We start from the raw sequence: 19,955 nt of genomic DNA on the forward strand, positions 1-19,955 counted from the left end.
TAAAGATTTGTCGTTAACTTTATTTTTTTATGAATAATTTCAATAATTACATTGTTATGAAATAAATAAAAAAGGACGATTCATTTATTGAATCGTCCTTTTTTATAATCCAGACCGATATGCTGATGGTGTACAAGATTCAAGCAATTTGAATTTGGCATTAAAATAAGTTTGATGTGAATAGCCAGCCAATTGTGAGATTTCCTCCAATGATATATCCGTTTCCTTTAATAAACGTTTAGCTTCCCTAATTCGAACTTGATGGAGCGTAGTTCGAAAAGACTCGCCTGATTCAGCCGCAAAACGTCGGCTGAGTGTGCTTTTATTGATACGCAGAGTCTCTGCACAACTCGCTAGATTCCACTGGGCGTCCCAATAGTTGGACTCGATCAGCTCTCTTGCCTTTTCACTAATTGTGCGTGCCCCTTCCTGTAACTGTCCATGATCCTGCATAAGCATATGCGTCGTGAACGCATGCAGCTCTTTTACTATTTGATGAATGACGGGTTTATGTACAATTTGCTGAAATACATCATAGTAAATTGCTTCTAGGGAAGCATTTTGCAAGTTGTATGATTTCATATGCCTACGAATCTGCGCGAGTACGCTTGTAAGGCGGATACGAACGATTTCCGGGTCGGGGTATGGTCGTTCAAAGGTAAGGAATTCACGTTCAATCCAGTTCCTGATGGCTTTTGCATCCCGTCGTTCGAGCATTTCTATCCAAAGTCTTTGTTCAAGAGGCGTGAGGAATGGATCCATCTCTTGAGGTGAAGTTTGTTGACTTTCGGCTAAAATGATATCATATCCATCAAAAAAGATTTGTCTCGTAAACTCACGTGTTTGCTGATACATCCTTTTTAAAGACTCATCTGAAGATGCCGCTTTTATAATTATAGCAAGGGGCTCATCCATTCTTTCTTTCCAGTGGGCAAGAAAAGCTTGATACTCTTCCTTATAAACTTCAACTTCCTTTGTTTCCTGGACACATAAAATAAAATCCGATAAAGCGAAGATTTGATTTTTTCCAGTAAAAGAATATCGTTGCAATTCATCATAAACTAATGGCAGGGTCTTATTATCAGGTGTCAAAAAAGCGACCATGGTTATTCGACTTTCATGCCTTCGGTCCGTCAAGAAGAAATCAGGATACCCAATATCCAGAGCATTCTCATCATCCATGGTGTTTGACGAGAGAAGATTTGGACCATTTCTCAATTGAAAACGCAATTGTTGGATATGTTTTACCAAATCCGCCGAAGAAAAAGGACGGAATAATACATCTTCAGCACGGAAACGTAAGGCTCGATAAGCCGTTTGAAAAATTCGCTCAGATGAAATCCCTAACCATCGAATTCCCCTTCGCTTTAATGAAACACCCATCGCCTCACTTTCATCCGTCCAAATATCCATATCCAAAATAACGAATTCCGGTTGCTGATTGCGGATGCCCTTTTCAAATTCTTCAATCGTTTTCCATAAGATCAGTCTAACTCCCGTTAGGTGGGACTCGACTATCCAACGAATTCCTTGAGCCTCAATCTCATCTTTTGCCACCAAATGAATTTCCACATCATCACCTCATTTCTGCTGATATTCGTGTAATGAAAATAAATATAAAGGCACAACTTGAAGAGAAAAGGAATGCCTGGTCTTTTCGAATGCACTTGTATCCCATCTCCATTCTAATCCCGCCGAAAACTACAAACAAGTCTTATTGGACAGAACCTGCGATTAAGATTAAATTTTTGACATGCTCAACTGGAATTTTCATCTCATATATTTTTACTTCCTATATGAAAATATAAAAAGAAACATCATGGAAACCTTGTGATTTCCAATGATGTTTCTTTTAGTCACTTTTGATCTTCAATAAATTTAGAACCGTTATAATTGATTAATATTGACTTCAACTTCTTTTGCGATGTTTTCATCTGAAGCACTTGTTAATTTTAATGATAATAGGGTGATGACTCCTAATACAAGTAATCCAGATAAAATAAACATCCCTTGAGTAAATGCAACAGTTCCGAGAATCATCGGTCCTACAAAACCGCCTAAAGCCGCAAATGAATTGACTATGGCGATTCCAACTGGTGCAGTGGACTCAGTGAAGAAAAATGTCATATAGGCAAAGAAACATCCACTGAATCCGTATAACCCGAAAGATGTAATCGTTAACATAAGCACCATCATAAAGACACTATCTGAAAAGCCGCACCCGATAAATCCGACAACTGCTATCATGAGGCAAACGAGCAAGTGTGATTTATGTTCATTGGTCCGATCTGAATTCCAGCCTACAAACATAACGGCAGGTATACCGACTAACGATGGAATCATCGCTAACCAGCCTATTTCTAAATTGGTTGTTGCATTTTCCGATAAAGATTTTATGATAGTTGGCATCCAGAATGACAATCCATAAATAGATGTGTACCCTGCGAAATAAAAAAGGGCCAACTTCCAAATTTTCGAATCTTTCAGCATATCAAGCTTAGTGACTTTATTTATTTTCGAGCTTACTTTCCTTTCCGTACTCAATTCCCCTTCTAACCAATCACTTTCTTCCTTAGATAACCATTTAGCGTTCGTTGGTCTATTAGTTAAATAGAAAACAACAACAACACCAATAATAATGGCCGGAATGCCTTCAAGGATGAACATCCATCTCCACCCTGCCATACCGAACCAGGAAATATTGTCAAGAATCCATGTCGACACAGGCGCACCAATCAATCCGCCAATCGGTAGGGCTAAAAGCAGGACCGCTGTTGCCCTTCCTCTTTCGCGGGCCCTGAACCAATAAGTTAAATACAAAATTATACCAGGGAAAAAACCAGCTTCGGCGACACCTAATAAAAAACGGAGAATATATAAATGCATCGTTGTTTGCGCAAAACCTGTTAATATTACCACGAGCCCCCACGAAATCATTATACGGGCAATCCATATCCGAGCTCCCACTTTATGCATGATCATGTTGCTAGGAACTTCAAAGAAGAAATAACCTATAAAAAAAATGCCGGAAAGCAATCCAAAAACTTCAGCGGATAAGGCTAATTCTGCATTCATTTGTAAAGCAGCATAGCCTAAATTGACCCTGTCCAAGTAAGCAATGATATAAAGGAGCAAGATAAATGGAAGAATGCGCTTCATCGTTTTACTGATCGTTCTTTTCTCTATCTCACCACTGGAATGATTCATGATAATTTCCTCCCTTTTCCTGCTACTATTTCCCAAAAAATAATCCGTTTAACGCACATCACTTTATCCTGCTTCCCGATACTATGGTTCATTCCTAGTTCTTTAAGTTTATCCTGATACCCCCTCCTAATTCTTCTACTTGAAAAACTTCCTAATTTAAACTGAACTAACCTCCCCCATACTTGATCTCAAAACTTTGTAAGCGCTTTCTAAAAATGCGAAATGCGATTAAGAAAGCGTTGTGATTATTGATGATCTACGTTAGATTAAATAGACCACCAATCATTTAACTAGACTGTAGTCTGATATTAAACTATATAGGAATATTCTGTCAATTATCATTTGGAGGTTTTTTATGATTGAGCCTAGAAAGAAACAGCTTAGGGGAGAAAAGACTCGTGAAAAAATATTAAAAATATCTTTAAAGCTATTTAGCGAAAAAGGTTATGATAAAGTCACCGTTGACGAAATCGTGAAAAAAAGCGGCACATCAAAAGGGTCATTTTACCAACACTTTTCAGCGAAATCGGATATTTTTTTAGTGAGATTCATAGAAGTTGATGATTACTATCGTGAAGTCTTCCGTTCGTTCCCAGTCGATATGGACGCTACCGAGAAATTATTTATTTTCATACGCAAATTGATGCGTTTTCTGGAAGAAGAAATGGGCAAAGATTTAATGAAAGTGATTTACAGTTCCGCTTTAGATTCGAAAGAACATACATACTTTTCAAATTCAAATCGCTCACTCTTCCTAATTATTCGTTCATTAATTGAAGAGGCGAAAGAACAAAACGACATTGGCACTGACCAATCAGTTAACGAAGTTTCACAACTAATCACCCAAAGCCTAATGGGAATCATCTATCATTGGGGATTAAACAACTCAGAACAAAGCTTGGAATCACTATCCATACCGCTAACCAAAACAATCATTAACGGGCTGAAAACTAAGAACTAATACCTTAAATCAAAAGATTCATTTTCAAAAAATCTGACATTAATTCAATATTAACCCCAATCTCACTGAATGGTAAGGGTAACTCCATTAATCTATAAAATCATACTTTTTCATTATTTTCAATTGAGTGTCAGACATATTAAACAAGGAGTCGAAAGCCAGATATCATGAAACGATTTTTATTTATCATCCTATATGCACTATTATTTGGATTATCGCTGCAGGCTTTTAATTTCAGGCTTGACCACCCTATTGCCAAAGATATCAGCCGGCTGATGCCGGTTAAAATGAAAACGATTAAGGCGGAAGATAGTGAAGAAGAAATCAAAAAGGTCGTTATGGATGCCGAAAAAAACGATGATCCCATTTCCATTGCCGGAATGCAGCATAGCCAAGGAGGGCAGACATTATATCCAAATGGGATCCTGCTCGATATGAAGCACTATGATAAAATACTTGATTTGGATGTAAAAGAAAAACGAATCACGGTCCAAAGCGGGGCAACCTGGGCTGCTCTCCAGGAATATATCAACCCATATGGACTTGCACTGAAAGTCAGTCAATCTCAAAATATTTTTACCATCGGCGGTTCTTTGAGCGTTAATGTCCATGGCCGCGATATCCGTCATCATGCCTTGATAGAAACCGTGGATTCTTTTAGATTGCTTAACGCAAAAGGACAAATCCTAACAGTGAGCCGCGAAGAAAATTCGGAGCTCTTCCATTCGGTTATTGGCGGGTATGGTTTGTTTGGCGTAATACTTGATGTAACACTCCACCTTACCGATGACGAACTTTATAACATTAAAACTAAATCACTTCATTATGATGAATATACGTCGTACTTTAAAAGAGAAGTTCTCAATAACGATGATGTTAAAATGCATCTTGCGAGAATATCGGTTGCTCCTGGCTCCTATTTGGATGAAATGTATGTAACGGACTATTATAAGGCAAATGACCAAACACAGCTATCTGACTACAATACTCTCAAACGGGAAACGATCATTGCCGTGCCTAAATTCTTTCTTGGCCTATCACGATTTAATGACTGGGGTAAAAAAAGGTTTTGGGAAACTCAAAAAGCCTACACGGCCAATATTGCTGGCAACTTGGTTTCGAGGAATAATGTGATGCGGTCGGACTCAGCCTTTATGGATTACAGCAACCCCACCAAAACTGAAGTGCTGCAAGAATACTTCGTTCCGATTGATCAATTTGCAGATTATATCGATGATTTAAGAAATACCTTATCTGATGAGAAAGATTTTAATTTATTAAATATTACAATTCGTTATGTTGAACATAATGATGAATCACTCATGTCCTATGCCAAGGATGATATGTTCGCTCTTGTGATGCTCATCAATCAAGGGACAGATAACGATAGTAAGGAAAATACGGGAAGGGTCATCCGTAATATGATTAATGTGACGCTTGACCATAACGGAAGCTACTATTTGCCCTATTATGGGTATCCAACCAAGACCCAATTATATGAAGCTTATCCGCATACTGAGGAATTCTTTCGATTAAAGAAGAAGTATGATCCTGATAATCGCTTCATGAATCTTTTCTATGAGGAGTATCATCCATGAATTATAAACGGTTTGTTTTTTACCAAGGCACTGTTGGAATGGCTGCCAGCATGATTTTCCCTTTTTATATTTTGCTGATCAAAAATGTAGGTACAAGTTATTCACAATTCGGGTGGGCATATGGAATATTCTCACTGACTGCTGCAGTTAGTTATCCTTTAATCGGAAAATTCACTGACAAAGCCGGTGACAAAGCTTTTCTCCTTATCTATTCATGGGGGATGGCATTAATCCTTCTTGCCTTTCCTCTCGCATATGAAATTTGGCATGTCTACCTCCTGCAAATCATTATGGGGGTACTTGGGGCAGTGCAAAAAAACACTGAAAAAACCGTACTTGCAAGATATGTTACGAAGAAAACAGCGGGTGAGGAAATTGGAAACTACCATGTTTGGACATCCATCGGTGCTGCAGCAGCGGTGATTGCAACCGGATATTTAGTCGACTTTTTAACGATTGGCAGCATCTTTTACATTGCCTCCTTAATGTTTGCCTGGAGTGGATTTATTATGATGAAGATGGAGAAAAATACTTCACTATCTAATGCAGAAAAAATAAAAATATAAGCATTTATTACGCCTATAATTCAGTTAGCCCTTTTAGTGGAAGAAGCATCTGCATGAACCTCAGCAGATGCTTCTTCCACTATATAAATCATTTGCGGATCAAAAAACAAAAAATGATCTTACAAAAAACCTGCTCCCCTTTTCTCAATTTGGTTTCGTTAAATATACGAGTTCTAAACTTACTGCCTTTATTAGTACAATTAAAGATAACGGACCAGAACTCATATAATAAAATACTACTTTCTTATCAACTTGGTTATTATTTTTCCGTCTAAAAAAACTAATGACGTCATAACTATTCCCATTCCAATCAACTGATGAATAGACAACGCTTCATGTAAAAAGAAAAAGCCTATAATCATTCCGATGACAGGCACTATATAATTACTATATGAAGTAAATAATGCGCCTTCTTGCCGAATCAGCCTATTAAATAATGCATAAACAACACCAGCATGGAAAATGCCTAAAATCGCTAAGTAGATAGATTGAGATCGTGCTAAATCCAATTTGAAAGATTGCTCAAACAAAAGGGACATGGGTATGAGCAATGCACTGGCAATCAGTAATACATTTCTCATATGAATAACGGAAGATCCCTCGTTAAATTTCTCCATTAAAATCAATGATAATCCAAAACTCATAGCAGCCAATATCAATAGGATGTTCCCCTGAATACTGTTAGAAAGGTCTTGGATTCCTTGTGTTGGCCAGGAAAGGAAGACAATACCTGCAAATCCGAATAGGATACTTGTAATCTCCGGCATTGTGCTTTTTCTTTTGAAAAATGCTAGTAAAAAGAGGATGGTAAAGACGGGAACCATTCCAATCAGCACCGCTGCGATACTGCTAGGCACCGATTTCTGGCCTTGTGCAATAAACACGAATGGCAGTACAACCTCGAAAAAAGCAATGATTATATACCATTTATAATAAGTCCTGGGTACTCTTCGCTCTTCTTTTGATAAAAAAAAACCTAAGAAGAGTAAACAGATACCACCGATACATGCTTTGATGGCTGACAAAGTAATAACCCCAACATTATCTATGACTAATGCAATAAAGAAAAATTGAGATCCCCATATACCACTAATCAAGAGTAACAACACATATTTATTCATTCACTTTACCTCTCTTTTCAGCAATGGATCGGCAAAAGTCTTACTATTATTCTTTGATTGAATTCCACCAAAATAATTCGTGCCGATTACCCCAGCAAGAATAACCATTGCACCTATTACATGATAATAATGAATCGTTTCATGTAAGAAAATCACCCCTGCTATTATCGTAATCAATGTCGCTAAATTACTGAAAACGCTCATTTTAGATGCTGGTAATATAGATAATGAATAGTTTGATAAAAAAGCAGTAAGCAGTGACGATAATACCCCAAGATATACGATTGAAATGAGGAATGCACTACTTGTGAAGGGTAATAAAAAGCTACTAATAGATTGGTTAATTATATGGTTGATGACGGCCATACTATTAAAAGTCACAAAACCAAAGAACGTCATCACATAAGTTAACGTAAATAGTGAATATTGCTTTGTTACCTTCCTCGCCACCACATTATAGAGAGCGGCAGCAATCGAGGATAATAAGATCAGGATCGTTCCTTTCAAACTGTGATCCGCAAGTTGCAAGTCATTCATGACAAAGATAAAGATAACCCCCATCACAGATAAATAAAGAAAGAATTTCTGACCTCTACCAGCGTATTCTTTCAAAAATAATGAAGCTGATAATAACGTAAAAATTGGTATGGTAGCTTGGATAATACCCGCCTCTGAAGATGAGGTATACAAGAGACCAAACACTTGAAATGTAAAGAATAAAATTGGATAAAGGAACACCAACGGAAGAATTTTCAAAGTATCCTTTGCACTTATTTTCACTGATGTCCTCCTATATAGCTTAAAAATTATGGCGATCAAAAAAGCCATCGTAAATCGATGTGCCAATGTATCTAACGGACTAGCTTCCATTAATGATATTTTTGTAAAGATAAATGAAAATCCAATAATAATGGCATATAGTATCGCCGCAAAATAGGCTTTTTTATTTTCTGGCATATTTAGTAACTCCTCCTTTTAACACCCGGCCGGTTGTTAGTATCGTATTAAAAGTTCCACTACGATACAATACAAATAAGAAGCATCTGTAACGGTACAGTTTTAGGAGGTATTCATGCTAAAATACATAGCCTTGTTTAATGAATTTGAATCTCTCATCCAGAATGGACGGCTCAAAGCGGGCTTTAAACTCCCATCTATTCGTCAATTAAGCGATCAACATCAATGTAGTAAAAGTACAGTCTTGAAAGCACTGCAAGAATTGGAAAAGAGGCATTTAATCTACGCGGTTCCTAAAAGTGGATATTATGTCGTCCAAAAAGAATTTGATGGTAAAAGCGAACCAACAATGGAAATCGACTTTGTTACTTCCGCTCCTGCTTGGCATCAATTTCCGTATCATGACTTTCAACATTGTATCAACAAAGCCATCGATACCTATCAGCAAGAATTGTTTATCTATGGCACTCCTAAAGGACTGCCCTCTTTAATTAAAGTGATACAAAAACAATTAGAGCAGTATCAGGTTTTCGCAAAAGAAGAACAGATTTTCATTACTTCTGGCGTGCAGCAAGCACTTTCCTTATTAACGTTCATCCCCTTTCCAAATGAACGTACCCATATACTTGTTGAGCAGCCTAGTTATCATCTATTTGTGGAGCAATTGAAAGCGTACAAGATTCCCGTGCTAGGAATCCAACGAACAGCAGAAGGTATTGATTTAGGGGAATTAGAACGGATTTTTAGTGATCAGGAAATTAAATTCTTTTATACGATGCCTCGTTTTCATAATCCGTTAGGGACATCTTACTCTAAAATGGAAAGAGAGGAGATACTAAAACTTGCAGTAAAGTATGGTGTCTATATTGTAGAAGATGATTATTTAGCAGATTTCGAAGAAAATATGAAGGTGGACCCTATTTTTTCCGAGGATACCCATAACATGGTCATTTATTTAAAAAGCTTCTCTAAAATAATGTTTCCAGGATTACGCATAGGTGTTGCCGTATTGCCTAAACCATTAACGGACAGCTTCCAACTATATAAAAGAACAGCTGATATTGATAGTTCCATGATTTCACAAGCTGCCTTGGAAATCTACATAAAAAGCGGTATGTTTGAACGCCATAGAAACAAGGTACGGCTCTCCTATTTAGGGCGTGCAAACTTGCTATATGATGCTCTGGAAAAGTACTCTACTCCAGGCTTTTATCGCCCAGCATCCATATGTATGAACGCACATATCGTACTGCCTAATCGTTTAAATAGTACTCACCTCATCAAAAACTTACAGAATCAACAAGTACTGGTAGAGACGATGGGTCAAAATTATTTAGATGGCTTTCACCAGGAAAAAATATTAAAATTAAACGTGTCCAATACAAATCTACAAAAACTGGACCAAGGAATAGCTATCATTTTTAAAGAATTGAATAACAAGCAGAACTATTACTTATAAAGCTTTTACATAAGGTATAGTCACTTTCCACACAGGGCAATAAACAAAAAAGAGCCAATTAGAATTGGCTCTTTACAAGGTTGCTCTTATCAGTCCTCTTTATTTATAAAATTTTATACGATCCTCAAGTGGTTTGAATTCTTTATCACCCGGTTGAGCTGTTGGATTTCCAAATGGCATTTGCGCAATCAATTTCCAATTGCTTGGAACACTCCATTCTTTTTTCACTTCATCATCAATTAGAGGATTATAATGCTGTAAAGTTGCTCCCAATCCTTCTGCTTCAAGTGCCGTCCAAACAACTAATTGATGCATGCCTGATGTTTGTTGTGACCAGATTGGGAAGTTATCGGCATACGTTGCAAATTGTTCTTGAAGTGATTTCACAACAGATTCATCTTCAAAGAATAATATTGACCCATATCCCGCTTTAAATGAATCCATTTTTTGTTGAGTGCCAGAGAAATCTCCCTCACCAACCGCTTTCTTTAATGCCTGCGTCGTAATATCCCATAATTTATCATGGGCCGATCCTGTCAAAACAACAAGGCGTGAGGATTGGGAATTAAAAGCCGATGGCGTATGTTTTACCGCAAATTCTACTATTTCTTTAATTTTCTCATCGGATACTCCGACCTCTTTATTGATTCCATAAAATGAACGTCTCTCTTTAATGGCCGTGTAAAAATCTTTTGTCATAAGTCATTCCTCCAGAGCATTTTTTCTATTTCAAATGATTATTCCATTTTTTATTTTCTACCTGTTTTAGTATGGGCATAAACCAACATATCATTCGCTAAAGATTGTCAATTATTCTTTAATGAATTCTTTGGTGCTTCTTACTGTATCAATGGGACGGACCAACTTTTCGATTTGCTCCCTTTTTGGTTCTAAGAACGGTGGTAAAGATAACTTTTCCCCAAGCGTTTCATACGGCTCATCCCCCATAAATCCAGGACCGTCCGTGGCAAACTCGAATAAAATTTGCGGCGCCACTCTTACGTAAAGCGACTCAAAGAAGTGACGATCAACATAACCGGACGTATGAAATTGGAAGCTTTCCATTCGTTTGATCCATTCTTCCAGAACGGAACGGTCTTCAACACGGAAGGCTGTATGGTGAACAGTCCCAAAACCCTGCCGTGCCTGAGGGAGGATCGAATTATGCTCGACGATAACTTGAGCACCATTCCCACCTTCCCCTACCTCAAATAGGTGAAATGATCCTTCCTTGTCTATTTCTTTGAATAATAGGACTTTTTCCATCATTTCTTTAAAGTAATCGAAATTGGCGATCCGAATGAAAATTGGTCCTAATCCTGTAATAGCGTATTCCAGAGGAATCGGCCCTTTTTGCCAAGGGATTCCAGCTGCAACCCCTTCATTATTTTCATCTGAAATCAATTGATATTGCTGATCATCAAAATCCACAAAAGAAATGATCTTTTTGCCAAACTGTTCTTGGATTCCTGTATTCTTTACCTCTAAACGGTCAAAGCGTTTAACCCAATACTCCAATGCCGCATCAGTCGGTACACGGAAGGATGTTTTGGAAATCTCATTAGTCCCATGCTCTCCTTTAGGAATACCAGGAAAATCGAAGAATGTCATGTCAGTACCCGCACCGCCAACATCGTCGGCAAAAAACAGGTGATAAGTTTGGATATCATCTTGGTTGACTGTTTTCTTGACTAAACGCATGCCCAATATATTTGTGAAAAATTCATAATTCTTTTCTGCACTACTTGTTATGGCCGTTACGTGATGTATACCTTTTAATCCATTCATAAACTATTCCTCCCATTAAAACGAATCAATTTTTGGATGTTCAGCTTTTTCATTAATCCCCTATATTTTTCCTTCAATAAGAGTGGCTATTCATTAAAGGGGTTTGATAAGGTTTTACATGCTTCTTTTTATCTTGAATTAATATATCTTAACTTAAAGATAATTTATCATGAATGCCATTCACTGTCAACAATATTATCTCAAATTAATATATCTTGAAATCAAAATAATTTCAGACAAAAAAACACCACTGTCAATTTTCCTTAAGTAAAGACCATTCTGTATTTGTGTTAATGTCTATAGCTATAAATAGCGGCAAAGAAAATCAATCAATTCTTTGGCAAAAATGAAGTAAAAATATTAATGTGTTACCATACGAAAGCCCCCACCATAAAAACTTAAATCTTTAGGTGAGGGCTATTTCGTTTTGGTTACTTATTTTACGTGATGCAAATCCGCTTGTTTTCCGGATGAAGAGTTTGTGCCATCATTTTCTTTTGACTTCTTAGAGGAAAGATAAACTCCTGCGAAAATAATCAGCAGGCCAATAATTACATTGGGATTAATCGCTTCTCCCAGCAGGACATAACCCCAAACCATAGCGGTTGCAGGAATAAGGTATGTAACAGATGCGGCTAACTCAGGGCTGCCATTTTTATTGATGTAGAAATAGATCAGCTGGCCGACCCCAGAGCCAAAGCACCCAAGACCGACTATGGCGAAAATCGTCAGCGGTTCCATCAACATCACTGGCTTTATCGGCTCTGTTATTAGCATCCCGATCAAACCGATAACGGCACCCGTGAGAAGCGTAAACGTCGTAATGACCAATATGCTGGTACTGGAAAGAAATCTTTTCGTAAAATGACCGGCAAAACCATAACAGATGGACGCTAGCAGCATTGTCCCAACCCCGATGAATTCCTTTCCGAAAAGCTGACCGATTTGAAAATCCATCAATACAAGAATTCCGAAGAAGCCAATTAAAATGCCCATCCATTGTCGGGCGGTTAGTACGTATGAAAAAATGATAAATCCGATGATCCCCGTCCAGATCGGAGTGGTTGCATTTAGAATCGATGCCGTGCTGCTGTTAATCTCTGTTTCACTTAAAGGTATTAATCCCCATGCTAATCCGCAATTGAAGATTCCGACAACGACCAGTGCTTTCCACGGCAATTTCCAGTTGATTGCCCTGCGCTTCCACCATAAAATGGGAAGCAGAACAACAGCACCCGCCAAACAGCGGAGAAATACAATCCCCCAAATGCCCGCAGGCGGTAGCAGCCACTTCATAAAAACAAACGATAAACCCCATATCAAACTAAGGCCGATTAAAGCCCCGTATAATCGAAGCATGATGTTCCCCCTTGCTACTTTCAATGTTTGCCAATCACTGTATTGCGTTCAACATTTAAAAATTCACAATCTTTATTGCTAATATATTGAATTTTTACGTGACTATCGACATTTCCCCTTTACCTAGAACACTTTACCATATAATACCACGCAATTTATTCAATATATATTTACAATTGAAAATTCCCTGAAAATCACTGAGTTTTATATGCCCTCTCTATCATAATCCAACGGGTTTTTTTCACTATAAATGATTTATTTAGCGCAAAAAAAAGCCTGGCAACCTTTTTTATAGTTGCTAGACTTAAGTTTATTTTAAGATCACTCCCATTATAAACAACAATTTATACGGATGCGCAAGGTTCGTTCCTCCATGCCGATCATTTAATAGGCAGCCAGGTCACGCAGTGCCTTTTCCACTTTTTCTGGATTCACCATGAATGATTTCTCTAATGATGGTGAATATGGCATTGCTGGAACATCCGGACCCGCGAGTCTCATGATTGGGGCATCAAGATCGAAAAGGCAGTTTTCTGCAATGATCGCCGATACTTCACTAATGATGCTCCCTTCCTTATTATCTTCAGTAATCAATAGAACTTTTCCCGTTTTAGATGCAGCTTCCATAATGGCTTCTTGATCTAATGGATAAACGGTTCGTAAATCAAGTATATGAACAGATATGCCATCACTGGCCAGCTTTTCAGCTGCCTGAAGCGCAAAATGAACACAAAGGCCGTAAGTAATCACTGTAACGTCCTCGCCTACACGTTTTATATCCGCTTTACCAATGGGTAAAACATAATCATCATTCGGCACTTCTTCTTTAATTAGACGATAGGCTCGCTTATGTTCAAAGAAGAGGACCGGGTCATCATCACGAATGGCTGCTTTCAATAAACCTTTCACGTCATAGGGTGTAGAGGGCATGACAATTTTAAGTCCCGGTTGATTGGCAAAAATGGCTTCAACGGATTGTGAATGGTATAACGCCCCATGTACGCCCCCACCATATGGAGCTCTGATGACGATGGGGCAATGCCAGTCATTATTGGAGCGATAACGGATTTTTGCAGCTTCTGAAATGATTTGGTTGATTGCAGGCATGATAAAATCGGCGAACTGCATTTCCGCAATCGGCCTCATTCCATACATGGCCGCGCCGATGCCAACTCCTGCGATTGCGGATTCAGCAAGCGGTGTATCAATGACACGCTGTTCACCGAATTGTTCGTATAACCCTGAGGTCGCTTTAAAAACGCCGCCTTTTATCCCTACGTCCTCACCTAATACAAATACACGGGAATCACGTTCCATTTCTTCCCGCATCGCCATTATCACCGCATCTATATAAGATATCACTGCCATTTTCTTTCCTCCTTACCTTTCTGCGTAAACATATTTTGAGAGCGTGTCTTCATTTGCAAATGGAGCATTTTCCGCATAATCCGTCGCTTCGTTCACAACTTTCATTATTTCCTCATTCATTTGTTTCTCCATGAGATCATCCATTATTCCTGTTGCTTTTAAATAGGCGCCAAAAGTAATGATCGAATCTATTTTTTTTGCCTCCGATACTTCATCAGGCGACCTGTATTGACTATCATCATCATCGCTTGAGTGTGGTGTAAGCCTGTATGAAACCGTTTCGATTAAGCTTGGGCCTTCACCGCGCCTTCCTCTCTCAGCCGCTTCTTTCACCACCCGGTATACTTCGATCGGATCATTTCCATCAACTGTCACCCCGGGCATTCCATAACCAATGGCCCTGTCGGACACTTTTCCGCAAGCCAATTGCTTTTCAATAGGGACGGAAATGGCATACTGATTATTCTCGCACATCAAGATAACCGGAAGTTTATGTACACCTGCAAAATTCGCTCCTTCATGGAAGTCACCCTGGTTTGATGAACCCTCTCCGAATGTAACGAATGAAACAATATCTTTTCCTTCCATTTTGGCAGCGAGTGCAATCCCCACTGCATGTGGCACTTGAGTGGTAACTGGCGAAGATCCCGTCACGATGCGATTCTTTTTTTGCCCAAAATGTCCAGGCATTTGACGCCCGCCTGAATTAGGATCTTCTGCTTTGGCAAAACTGGATAACATTAAATCCCTGGCGGTCATCCCAAACGCGAGCACCACTCCGAGATCCCGATAATAAGGAAGTACATAATCCTTTTCACGATTCAATGCAAATGCAGCCCCCACTTGAGCTGCTTCTTGCCCTTGACAAGAAACGACAAATGGAATTTTTCCAGATCTGTTCAACAGCCACATACGTTCATCAATTCGTCTTGCCAACAACATAACTCTATACATCTCAAGCACCTGCTCATCACTCAGACCTGCCTTTAGATGACGATTTTTATCCATATCTCATCATCCCTCCCAATACCTAATAATTAATACATTTCCCTGTTTTAATGGGGCCCTGTATCACAAATACCAATCTTTCTAATTAGCTGTTAGTTTGTCTCGCAAACTTAAATCCTGTTATGTATCAACGGAAGAAAAATTCTTATATGTATACATGCGCTTTCCACTTAACACCCGTACATTCTCATTTGCGTTATCATCTAGTATTATTACCTGGTACTAACTCAATATTATCCTAACACTTTTCATCTCACATTTTCAAGTTAATTTCACTTTGTATGGGTTGTTTTCACGCGAAAGCCTTACCTGACTTGAAAACTCATTTCCATACATGCACCAAAGACTAAACACTGGGAGGTTGAAGTTATTTTTTTGTTGACTAAGCGGATATATAGCTGTAAATTAAATTGATTCATAAAATTAAATGTTCGTAATGGAACAGTTCAAAACAGAAAGAATGGTGAAGCTGAATGGAGAATGAAAAACAATTAATGCGTTCCGTACAACTATTGCGTTCATTTTGGAACGTGCAGAAAAATATAATGCGATTCGTTCAAAAGACTGCCGCAGAAAATGGATTAACAGTTCCTCAATATTCCATTTTGATGACCATTACCCTTTACAAAGAGACCACTCAAAAAAATGTCGGGGAGAAAACATTTCTTCCAAAAAGCACCTTGAGCCAAGCGGTCGATGGTCTCGTTCGCGCAGGCATGCTCCATCGAGAGCATGTGGAGGGCAATCGGCGTGAGATTCAGTTGTCAATCACAGATCAGGGAAAAGATTTATTAAAAACGATTCATTTTCACGAAGGAAGCATTCACCAAGTCTTTCAAATGGCCATTGAAATGCTTTCTGAAGAACAGTTTGAAGAGTTGCTAGAAACACATCTTCAAATTACAAACTTTTTAGAAGCACAAGCAACCGAACAGGGAGAGTGTACAAAATGATAAAAATACTGAAAAATTTATCCGTTTATAAGTGGATTATTTCAGCAGTTATCGGTCTGGTTTTTATTCAGTCCATGTCCGACCTCTTTCTGCCTACACTAATGGCCGATATTATTGACAAAGGCGTCGTTCGAGGAGACACTCCTTATATTTGGAAAATCGGTGGTTTGATGCTGTTGGTTTCCGCACTTGGCGCTTGTGCATCCATAATCGCAAGCTATTATTCGTCCAAAGCGGCAATGGGGATGGGACGAGATCTCCGCCTGAGAGTCTTTAACCATGTTGAAAAATTTTCGTTACAAGAATTTGATGAAGTCGGTACGGCGTCATTGATTACAAGGACGACCAATGATATAACACAAGTCCAGCAAGTGGTTATCATGATGCTTCGTATGGTTATCAGTGCACCCATCATGTTAATCGGCGGCGTGATCATGGCTGTATCCATGGATGCAAAATTATCCCTTGTCATTGTTGTCACAATGCCTTTGTTGATTGGCTCGATCTTGCTTATTCTATATAAAGGTGTCCCTCTCTTTCAAACGGTGCAAAAACGATTAGACCGGTTGAACCTTGTATTACGGGAAAATTTAACTGGTATTCGCGTCATTCGTGCCTTCAATCGTGAAACACAAGAGAAAGAACGTCTAAAGAAAGCGAATAAGGAATTGACGGATGTCTCAATCAAAGTCAATAAAATCATGGCCTTCATGATGCCTGTAATGATGCTTGTAATGAACTTGACGGTTGTTGGCATCATTTGGTTTGGTGGAGTTCGTATTGATAACGGTGGTATGCAGATCGGGGACTTAATGGCATTTATCCAATATGTTATGCAAATCATGTTCGCTCTCGTTATGGCATCCATGATGTTCGTTATGGTTCCACGAGCGGCCGTGTCGGCAACAAGGATAAACGAAGTCCTTGACATGAAACCATCATTCCTGGATGAGGGTACAGAAAAGGCAGATCGTGTACACGGTACTCTTGAATTTGAACATGTGACGTTCAGTTACCCAGGAGCAGAAGAACCTGCATTATCGGATATTAGTTTTACTGCAAGTCCTGGTGAAATCACCGCAATAATTGGTGGAACAGGTTCAGGGAAAACGACGCTCGTCAATTTGATCCCTCGCTTCTATGATATTTCAAGTGGAACGATTCGCGTCAATGGTGTTGATATTCGTAAGTCATCACAAGATGAAGTTCGTTCAAAAATTGGCTTTGTACCACAAAAGGCCTTCCTCTTTACAGGTACTATCGCTGAAAACATTCGCTTTGGAAAACAAACAGCCACACAAAATGAAGTTGAGCATGCGGCTCGGATCGCGCAAGCGGAGGATTTTATCAGCAACATGAAAGGCGGCTATGAGGCAGAAATCGATCAAGGCGGTTCAAACCTATCAGGAGGGCAAAAACAACGGCTTTCGATTGCACGGGCACTAATTCGAAAACCGGATATATATATATTCGACGATAGTTTTTCTGCACTTGACTACAAGACGGATGCCAACCTTCGCGCAGCCCTGAAAGATGAAACGAAAAATTCGACGGTACTACTCGTTGCACAGCGTGTCAGTACGGTCGTGGACGCTGATCGAATCATCGTGTTGGACGAAGGCCACATTGTAGGTATGGGAACACACCAAGAGTTGCTTAGTACAAACGACATTTACCGTGAAATCGCCTTATCACAGCTCACAGAGGAGGAAATCGCATGAGTAATCAAAAAAAACCTCAAGGCGGCGGTCAGGTTGGGCATGGTCCTGGTGGCGGTAACATGATGATGATGGGTCAAAAAGCAAAAGATTTTAAAGGAACTCTAAAACGTCTATTAACCTATTTAAAACCGCGGCGCAACAAATTGATTTCCGTGTTTTTCGCTGCAATCATGAGTACGATTTTTATGATTGTTGGACCAAAGATCATTGGAAATGCAATTACAGAATTATTCGAAGGAGCTTACGGGAAATTCCAGGGAATACCAGGAGCAGCTATTAACTTTGATAAAATTGGCCAGATCCTTCTACTCCTTGCCGGACTTTATGCTTTAAGCAGCCTTTTCAACTATGTACAACAATACATTATGTCAAGTGTTGCTCAAGAAACGGTATATGATCTTCGACAAGATGTGAACGAAAAGCTCGAGAAACTTCCACTCAAATATTTTGAAGGACGTCCAAACGGAGAAACACTTAGCCGAATGACAAATGATATTGATACAATCGGTAGCACCCTTCAGCAAAGCTTAACGCAGTTCATCACATCAATCGTAACGATTTTGGGGATTATCATCATGATGCTTTCGATAAGCCCGTTATTGACATTAATCTCGATAGTCAGCTTACCTTTGTCAATATTTGCAATCCGGCCTATTTTAAAAAGATCCCAAAAATATTTTGCCGATCAACAGCGTAAACTCGGACAATTAAATGGTCACATTGAAGAGATATATACCGGCCATCAAGTCGTTAAAGCATTCGGATATGAAAAAAAGGCGAGTGCCCAGTTTACTGCGGTTAATGAAGAATTGTATAAAGCGGGAAGCAAAGCCCAGTTTATATCGGGTATCATCATGCCCATAATGTTCTTTATCGGAAATTTGAGCTATGTCCTCATCAGCGTTGTCGGGGGAATATTAGTAACGCAACGTTCGATTTCAATTGGTGACATTCAAGCATTCATCACTTATTCAAAGCAGTTCACCCAGCCAATCACACAAACGGCTAACATCGCTAACATTATTCAGTCGACGGTGGCAGCAGCTGAGCGTGTTTTTGAACTACTAGATGAAGAAGAGGAAATGAAAGAACAAACCACAGCTAATATTAAAAGGGCAAATGGTGCTGTCTCTTTCGAACATGTGGACTTTGGATATGGGGAAGAAATGTTAATTGAAGATATGAACATCGATGTCTTACCTGGACAAACGGTCGCAATTGTTGGACCGACTGGTGCTGGAAAAACAACTATGATAAATCTATTGATGAGATTTTATGAACTCAATGGCGGAAAAATTAATATTGATGGTCTTGATACACGGAATATGTCACGGAATGACCTTCGAAAGAATTTTGGAATGGTACTTCAAGATACCTGGCTCTTTAATGGTACGATTAAAGAAAATATCGCTTATGGCAAAAATGGAGCAACTGATGAAGAAATTTTTGCAGCTGCTCGAACGGCACATGCCGACCATTTCATTCGGACACTGCCAGATGGTTATGAGACAATCTTAAACGAAGAAGCTTCGAACATATCACAAGGCCAAAAGCAGCTTTTGACAATCGCCCGAGCGGTTCTAGCAGATCCACCAATCATGATATTGGATGAAGCGACGTCTAGTGTGGACACTCGGACAGAAGTCTTTATCCAAAAGGCCATGAACCGACTCATGGAAGGACGAACTAGCTTTGTCATTGCCCATCGTCTCTCAACAATTAAGGATGCAGATTTGATTCTTGTTATGGATCAAGGGAAAGTGATAGAGAAGGGAACGCATTCAGACCTTTTAAGGGAGAATGGTTTCTATGCAGAGCTATACAATAGTCAGTTCACTGAAAATGTAGCTGGATAATTAGAAAGAGGCTCATTTCCCAATCGGAATCGA

16 protein-coding genes are annotated in these 19,955 nt (G+C 39.0%); 7 read left to right on the plus strand and 9 right to left on the minus strand.

Going from position 1 to position 19,955, the window contains the following annotated elements:
- Nucleotides 1-102: 102 nt before the first annotated feature.
- Together LQ188_RS07505 and LQ188_RS07510 are read right to left on the minus strand one after the other, a co-directional pair.
- A complete protein-coding gene (locus tag LQ188_RS07505; RefSeq protein WP_230176448.1) occupies nt 103-1,572 on the minus strand; it encodes a response regulator transcription factor in 1,470 nt (489 codons plus the stop codon).
- Nucleotides 1,573-1,887: 315 nt separating this feature from the next.
- Nucleotides 1,888-3,207 carry an MFS transporter gene (locus LQ188_RS07510; protein ID WP_230176449.1) on the minus strand — a complete coding sequence of 440 codons (1,320 nt, stop codon included), beginning with the start codon at nt 3,205-3,207 and terminating at the stop codon, nt 1,888-1,890.
- A gap of 355 nt (nt 3,208-3,562) precedes the next feature.
- Between LQ188_RS07510 and LQ188_RS07515 the strand changes: the two genes are divergently transcribed.
- From LQ188_RS07515 to LQ188_RS07525, 3 genes are all read left to right on the plus strand, one after another.
- On the plus strand, nt 3,563-4,168 hold the full coding sequence (locus tag LQ188_RS07515) for a TetR/AcrR family transcriptional regulator (RefSeq protein ID WP_101221819.1): 606 nt from the start codon (nt 3,563-3,565) through the stop codon (nt 4,166-4,168).
- Nucleotides 4,169-4,335: 167 nt separating this feature from the next.
- Nucleotides 4,336-5,766, plus strand: a complete 1,431-nt coding sequence (locus tag LQ188_RS07520; protein ID WP_101221818.1) for an FAD-binding oxidoreductase — start codon at nt 4,336-4,338, stop codon at nt 5,764-5,766.
- Complete coding sequence (locus LQ188_RS07525; RefSeq protein WP_230176450.1) at nt 5,763-6,332, plus strand: MFS transporter; 570 nt, start codon at nt 5,763-5,765, stop codon at nt 6,330-6,332. Before LQ188_RS07520 ends, LQ188_RS07525 begins: the two co-directional genes overlap by 4 nt.
- A gap of 236 nt (nt 6,333-6,568) precedes the next feature.
- Here the strand turns inward: LQ188_RS07525 and LQ188_RS07530 are convergent, their stop codons facing one another.
- Both LQ188_RS07530 and LQ188_RS07535 read right to left on the minus strand, forming a co-directional pair.
- Complete coding sequence (locus LQ188_RS07530) at nt 6,569-7,453, minus strand: DMT family transporter (RefSeq protein ID WP_230176451.1); 885 nt, start codon at nt 7,451-7,453, stop codon at nt 6,569-6,571.
- Nucleotides 7,454-8,410: a DMT family transporter gene (locus LQ188_RS07535; protein WP_230176452.1), complete on the minus strand. Its 957-nt coding sequence runs from the start codon at nt 8,408-8,410 to the stop codon at nt 7,454-7,456. It abuts the gene before it with no gap.
- Between the two features lie 115 nt (nt 8,411-8,525).
- Between LQ188_RS07535 and LQ188_RS07540 the strand changes: the two genes are divergently transcribed.
- A complete protein-coding gene (locus LQ188_RS07540; RefSeq protein ID WP_101221814.1) occupies nt 8,526-9,869 on the plus strand; it encodes a PLP-dependent aminotransferase family protein in 1,344 nt (447 codons plus the stop codon).
- A 99-nt stretch (nt 9,870-9,968) separates the two neighbouring features.
- On the opposite strand, the gene LQ188_RS07545 is transcribed toward LQ188_RS07540, so the two are convergent.
- The 5 genes from LQ188_RS07545 to LQ188_RS07565 all read right to left on the minus strand — a co-directional run bounded on the left by LQ188_RS07545 (nt 9,969) and on the right by LQ188_RS07565 (nt 15,392).
- The gene (locus LQ188_RS07545) at nt 9,969-10,568 is read right to left on the minus strand and encodes a nitroreductase family protein (RefSeq protein ID WP_230176453.1); all 600 of its coding nucleotides are present in this window, start codon (nt 10,566-10,568) and stop codon (nt 9,969-9,971) included.
- 111 nt (nt 10,569-10,679) lie between these two features.
- Complete coding sequence (locus LQ188_RS07550) at nt 10,680-11,657, minus strand: ring-cleaving dioxygenase (RefSeq protein WP_101221812.1); 978 nt, start codon at nt 11,655-11,657, stop codon at nt 10,680-10,682.
- A gap of 435 nt (nt 11,658-12,092) precedes the next feature.
- A complete protein-coding gene (locus tag LQ188_RS07555; protein WP_101221811.1) occupies nt 12,093-13,016 on the minus strand; it encodes an EamA family transporter in 924 nt (307 codons plus the stop codon).
- 384 nt (nt 13,017-13,400) lie between these two features.
- Nucleotides 13,401-14,384, minus strand: a complete 984-nt coding sequence (locus LQ188_RS07560) for an alpha-ketoacid dehydrogenase subunit beta (protein WP_101221810.1) — start codon at nt 14,382-14,384, stop codon at nt 13,401-13,403.
- Nucleotides 14,385-14,396: 12 nt separating this feature from the next.
- The gene (locus LQ188_RS07565) at nt 14,397-15,392 is read right to left on the minus strand and encodes a thiamine pyrophosphate-dependent dehydrogenase E1 component subunit alpha (protein ID WP_101221809.1); all 996 of its coding nucleotides are present in this window, start codon (nt 15,390-15,392) and stop codon (nt 14,397-14,399) included.
- 473 nt (nt 15,393-15,865) lie between these two features.
- On the opposite strand from LQ188_RS07565, the gene LQ188_RS07570 reads away from it, so the two are divergent.
- Genes LQ188_RS07570 through LQ188_RS07580 form a run of 3 tightly spaced genes read left to right on the plus strand, consistent with a single transcriptional unit; the run spans nt 15,866 to nt 19,922 of the window.
- On the plus strand, nt 15,866-16,345 hold the full coding sequence (locus tag LQ188_RS07570) for a MarR family winged helix-turn-helix transcriptional regulator (RefSeq protein ID WP_101221808.1): 480 nt from the start codon (nt 15,866-15,868) through the stop codon (nt 16,343-16,345).
- Nucleotides 16,342-18,066, plus strand: a complete 1,725-nt coding sequence (locus LQ188_RS07575; RefSeq protein WP_230176454.1) for an ABC transporter ATP-binding protein — start codon at nt 16,342-16,344, stop codon at nt 18,064-18,066. The genes LQ188_RS07570 and LQ188_RS07575 overlap by 4 nt, the downstream gene beginning before the upstream one ends.
- Complete coding sequence (locus LQ188_RS07580) at nt 18,063-19,922, plus strand: ABC transporter ATP-binding protein (protein ID WP_230176455.1); 1,860 nt, start codon at nt 18,063-18,065, stop codon at nt 19,920-19,922. The genes LQ188_RS07575 and LQ188_RS07580 overlap by 4 nt, the downstream gene beginning before the upstream one ends.
- The last annotated feature ends 33 nt before the right edge of the window (nt 19,923-19,955 follow it).

Source organism: Peribacillus sp. Bi134, assembly GCF_918698065.1.
Classification (GTDB): Bacteria; Bacillota; Bacilli; order Bacillales; family DSM-1321; genus Peribacillus.

Excerpts from the sequence above, each read along its gene's own strand:
- LQ188_RS07525 (WP_230176450.1), top strand. The coding sequence starts at position 5,763 with ATGAATTATAAACGGTTTGTTTTTTACCAAGGCACTGTTGGAATGGCT.
- LQ188_RS07540 (WP_101221814.1), top strand. The coding sequence starts at position 8,526 with ATGCTAAAATACATAGCCTTGTTTAATGAATTTGAATCTCTCATCCAG.
- LQ188_RS07575 (WP_230176454.1), top strand. The coding sequence starts at position 16,342 with ATGATAAAAATACTGAAAAATTTATCCGTTTATAAGTGGATTATTTCA.
- LQ188_RS07565 (WP_101221809.1), bottom strand. The coding sequence starts at position 15,392 with ATGGATAAAAATCGTCATCTAAAGGCAGGTCTGAGTGATGAGCAGGTG.
- LQ188_RS07520 (WP_101221818.1), top strand. The coding sequence starts at position 4,336 with ATGAAACGATTTTTATTTATCATCCTATATGCACTATTATTTGGATTA.
- LQ188_RS07545 (WP_230176453.1), bottom strand. The coding sequence starts at position 10,568 with ATGACAAAAGATTTTTACACGGCCATTAAAGAGAGACGTTCATTTTAT.
- LQ188_RS07555 (WP_101221811.1), bottom strand. The coding sequence starts at position 13,016 with ATGCTTCGATTATACGGGGCTTTAATCGGCCTTAGTTTGATATGGGGT.
- LQ188_RS07570 (WP_101221808.1), top strand. The coding sequence starts at position 15,866 with ATGGAGAATGAAAAACAATTAATGCGTTCCGTACAACTATTGCGTTCA.
- LQ188_RS07550 (WP_101221812.1), bottom strand. The coding sequence starts at position 11,657 with ATGAATGGATTAAAAGGTATACATCACGTAACGGCCATAACAAGTAGT.
- LQ188_RS07535 (WP_230176452.1), bottom strand. The coding sequence starts at position 8,410 with ATGCCAGAAAATAAAAAAGCCTATTTTGCGGCGATACTATATGCCATT.
- LQ188_RS07515 (WP_101221819.1), top strand. The coding sequence starts at position 3,563 with ATGATTGAGCCTAGAAAGAAACAGCTTAGGGGAGAAAAGACTCGTGAA.
- LQ188_RS07530 (WP_230176451.1), bottom strand. The coding sequence starts at position 7,453 with ATGAATAAATATGTGTTGTTACTCTTGATTAGTGGTATATGGGGATCT.
- LQ188_RS07510 (WP_230176449.1), bottom strand. The coding sequence starts at position 3,207 with ATGAATCATTCCAGTGGTGAGATAGAGAAAAGAACGATCAGTAAAACG.
- LQ188_RS07580 (WP_230176455.1), top strand. The coding sequence starts at position 18,063 with ATGAGTAATCAAAAAAAACCTCAAGGCGGCGGTCAGGTTGGGCATGGT.
- LQ188_RS07560 (WP_101221810.1), bottom strand. The coding sequence starts at position 14,384 with ATGGCAGTGATATCTTATATAGATGCGGTGATAATGGCGATGCGGGAA.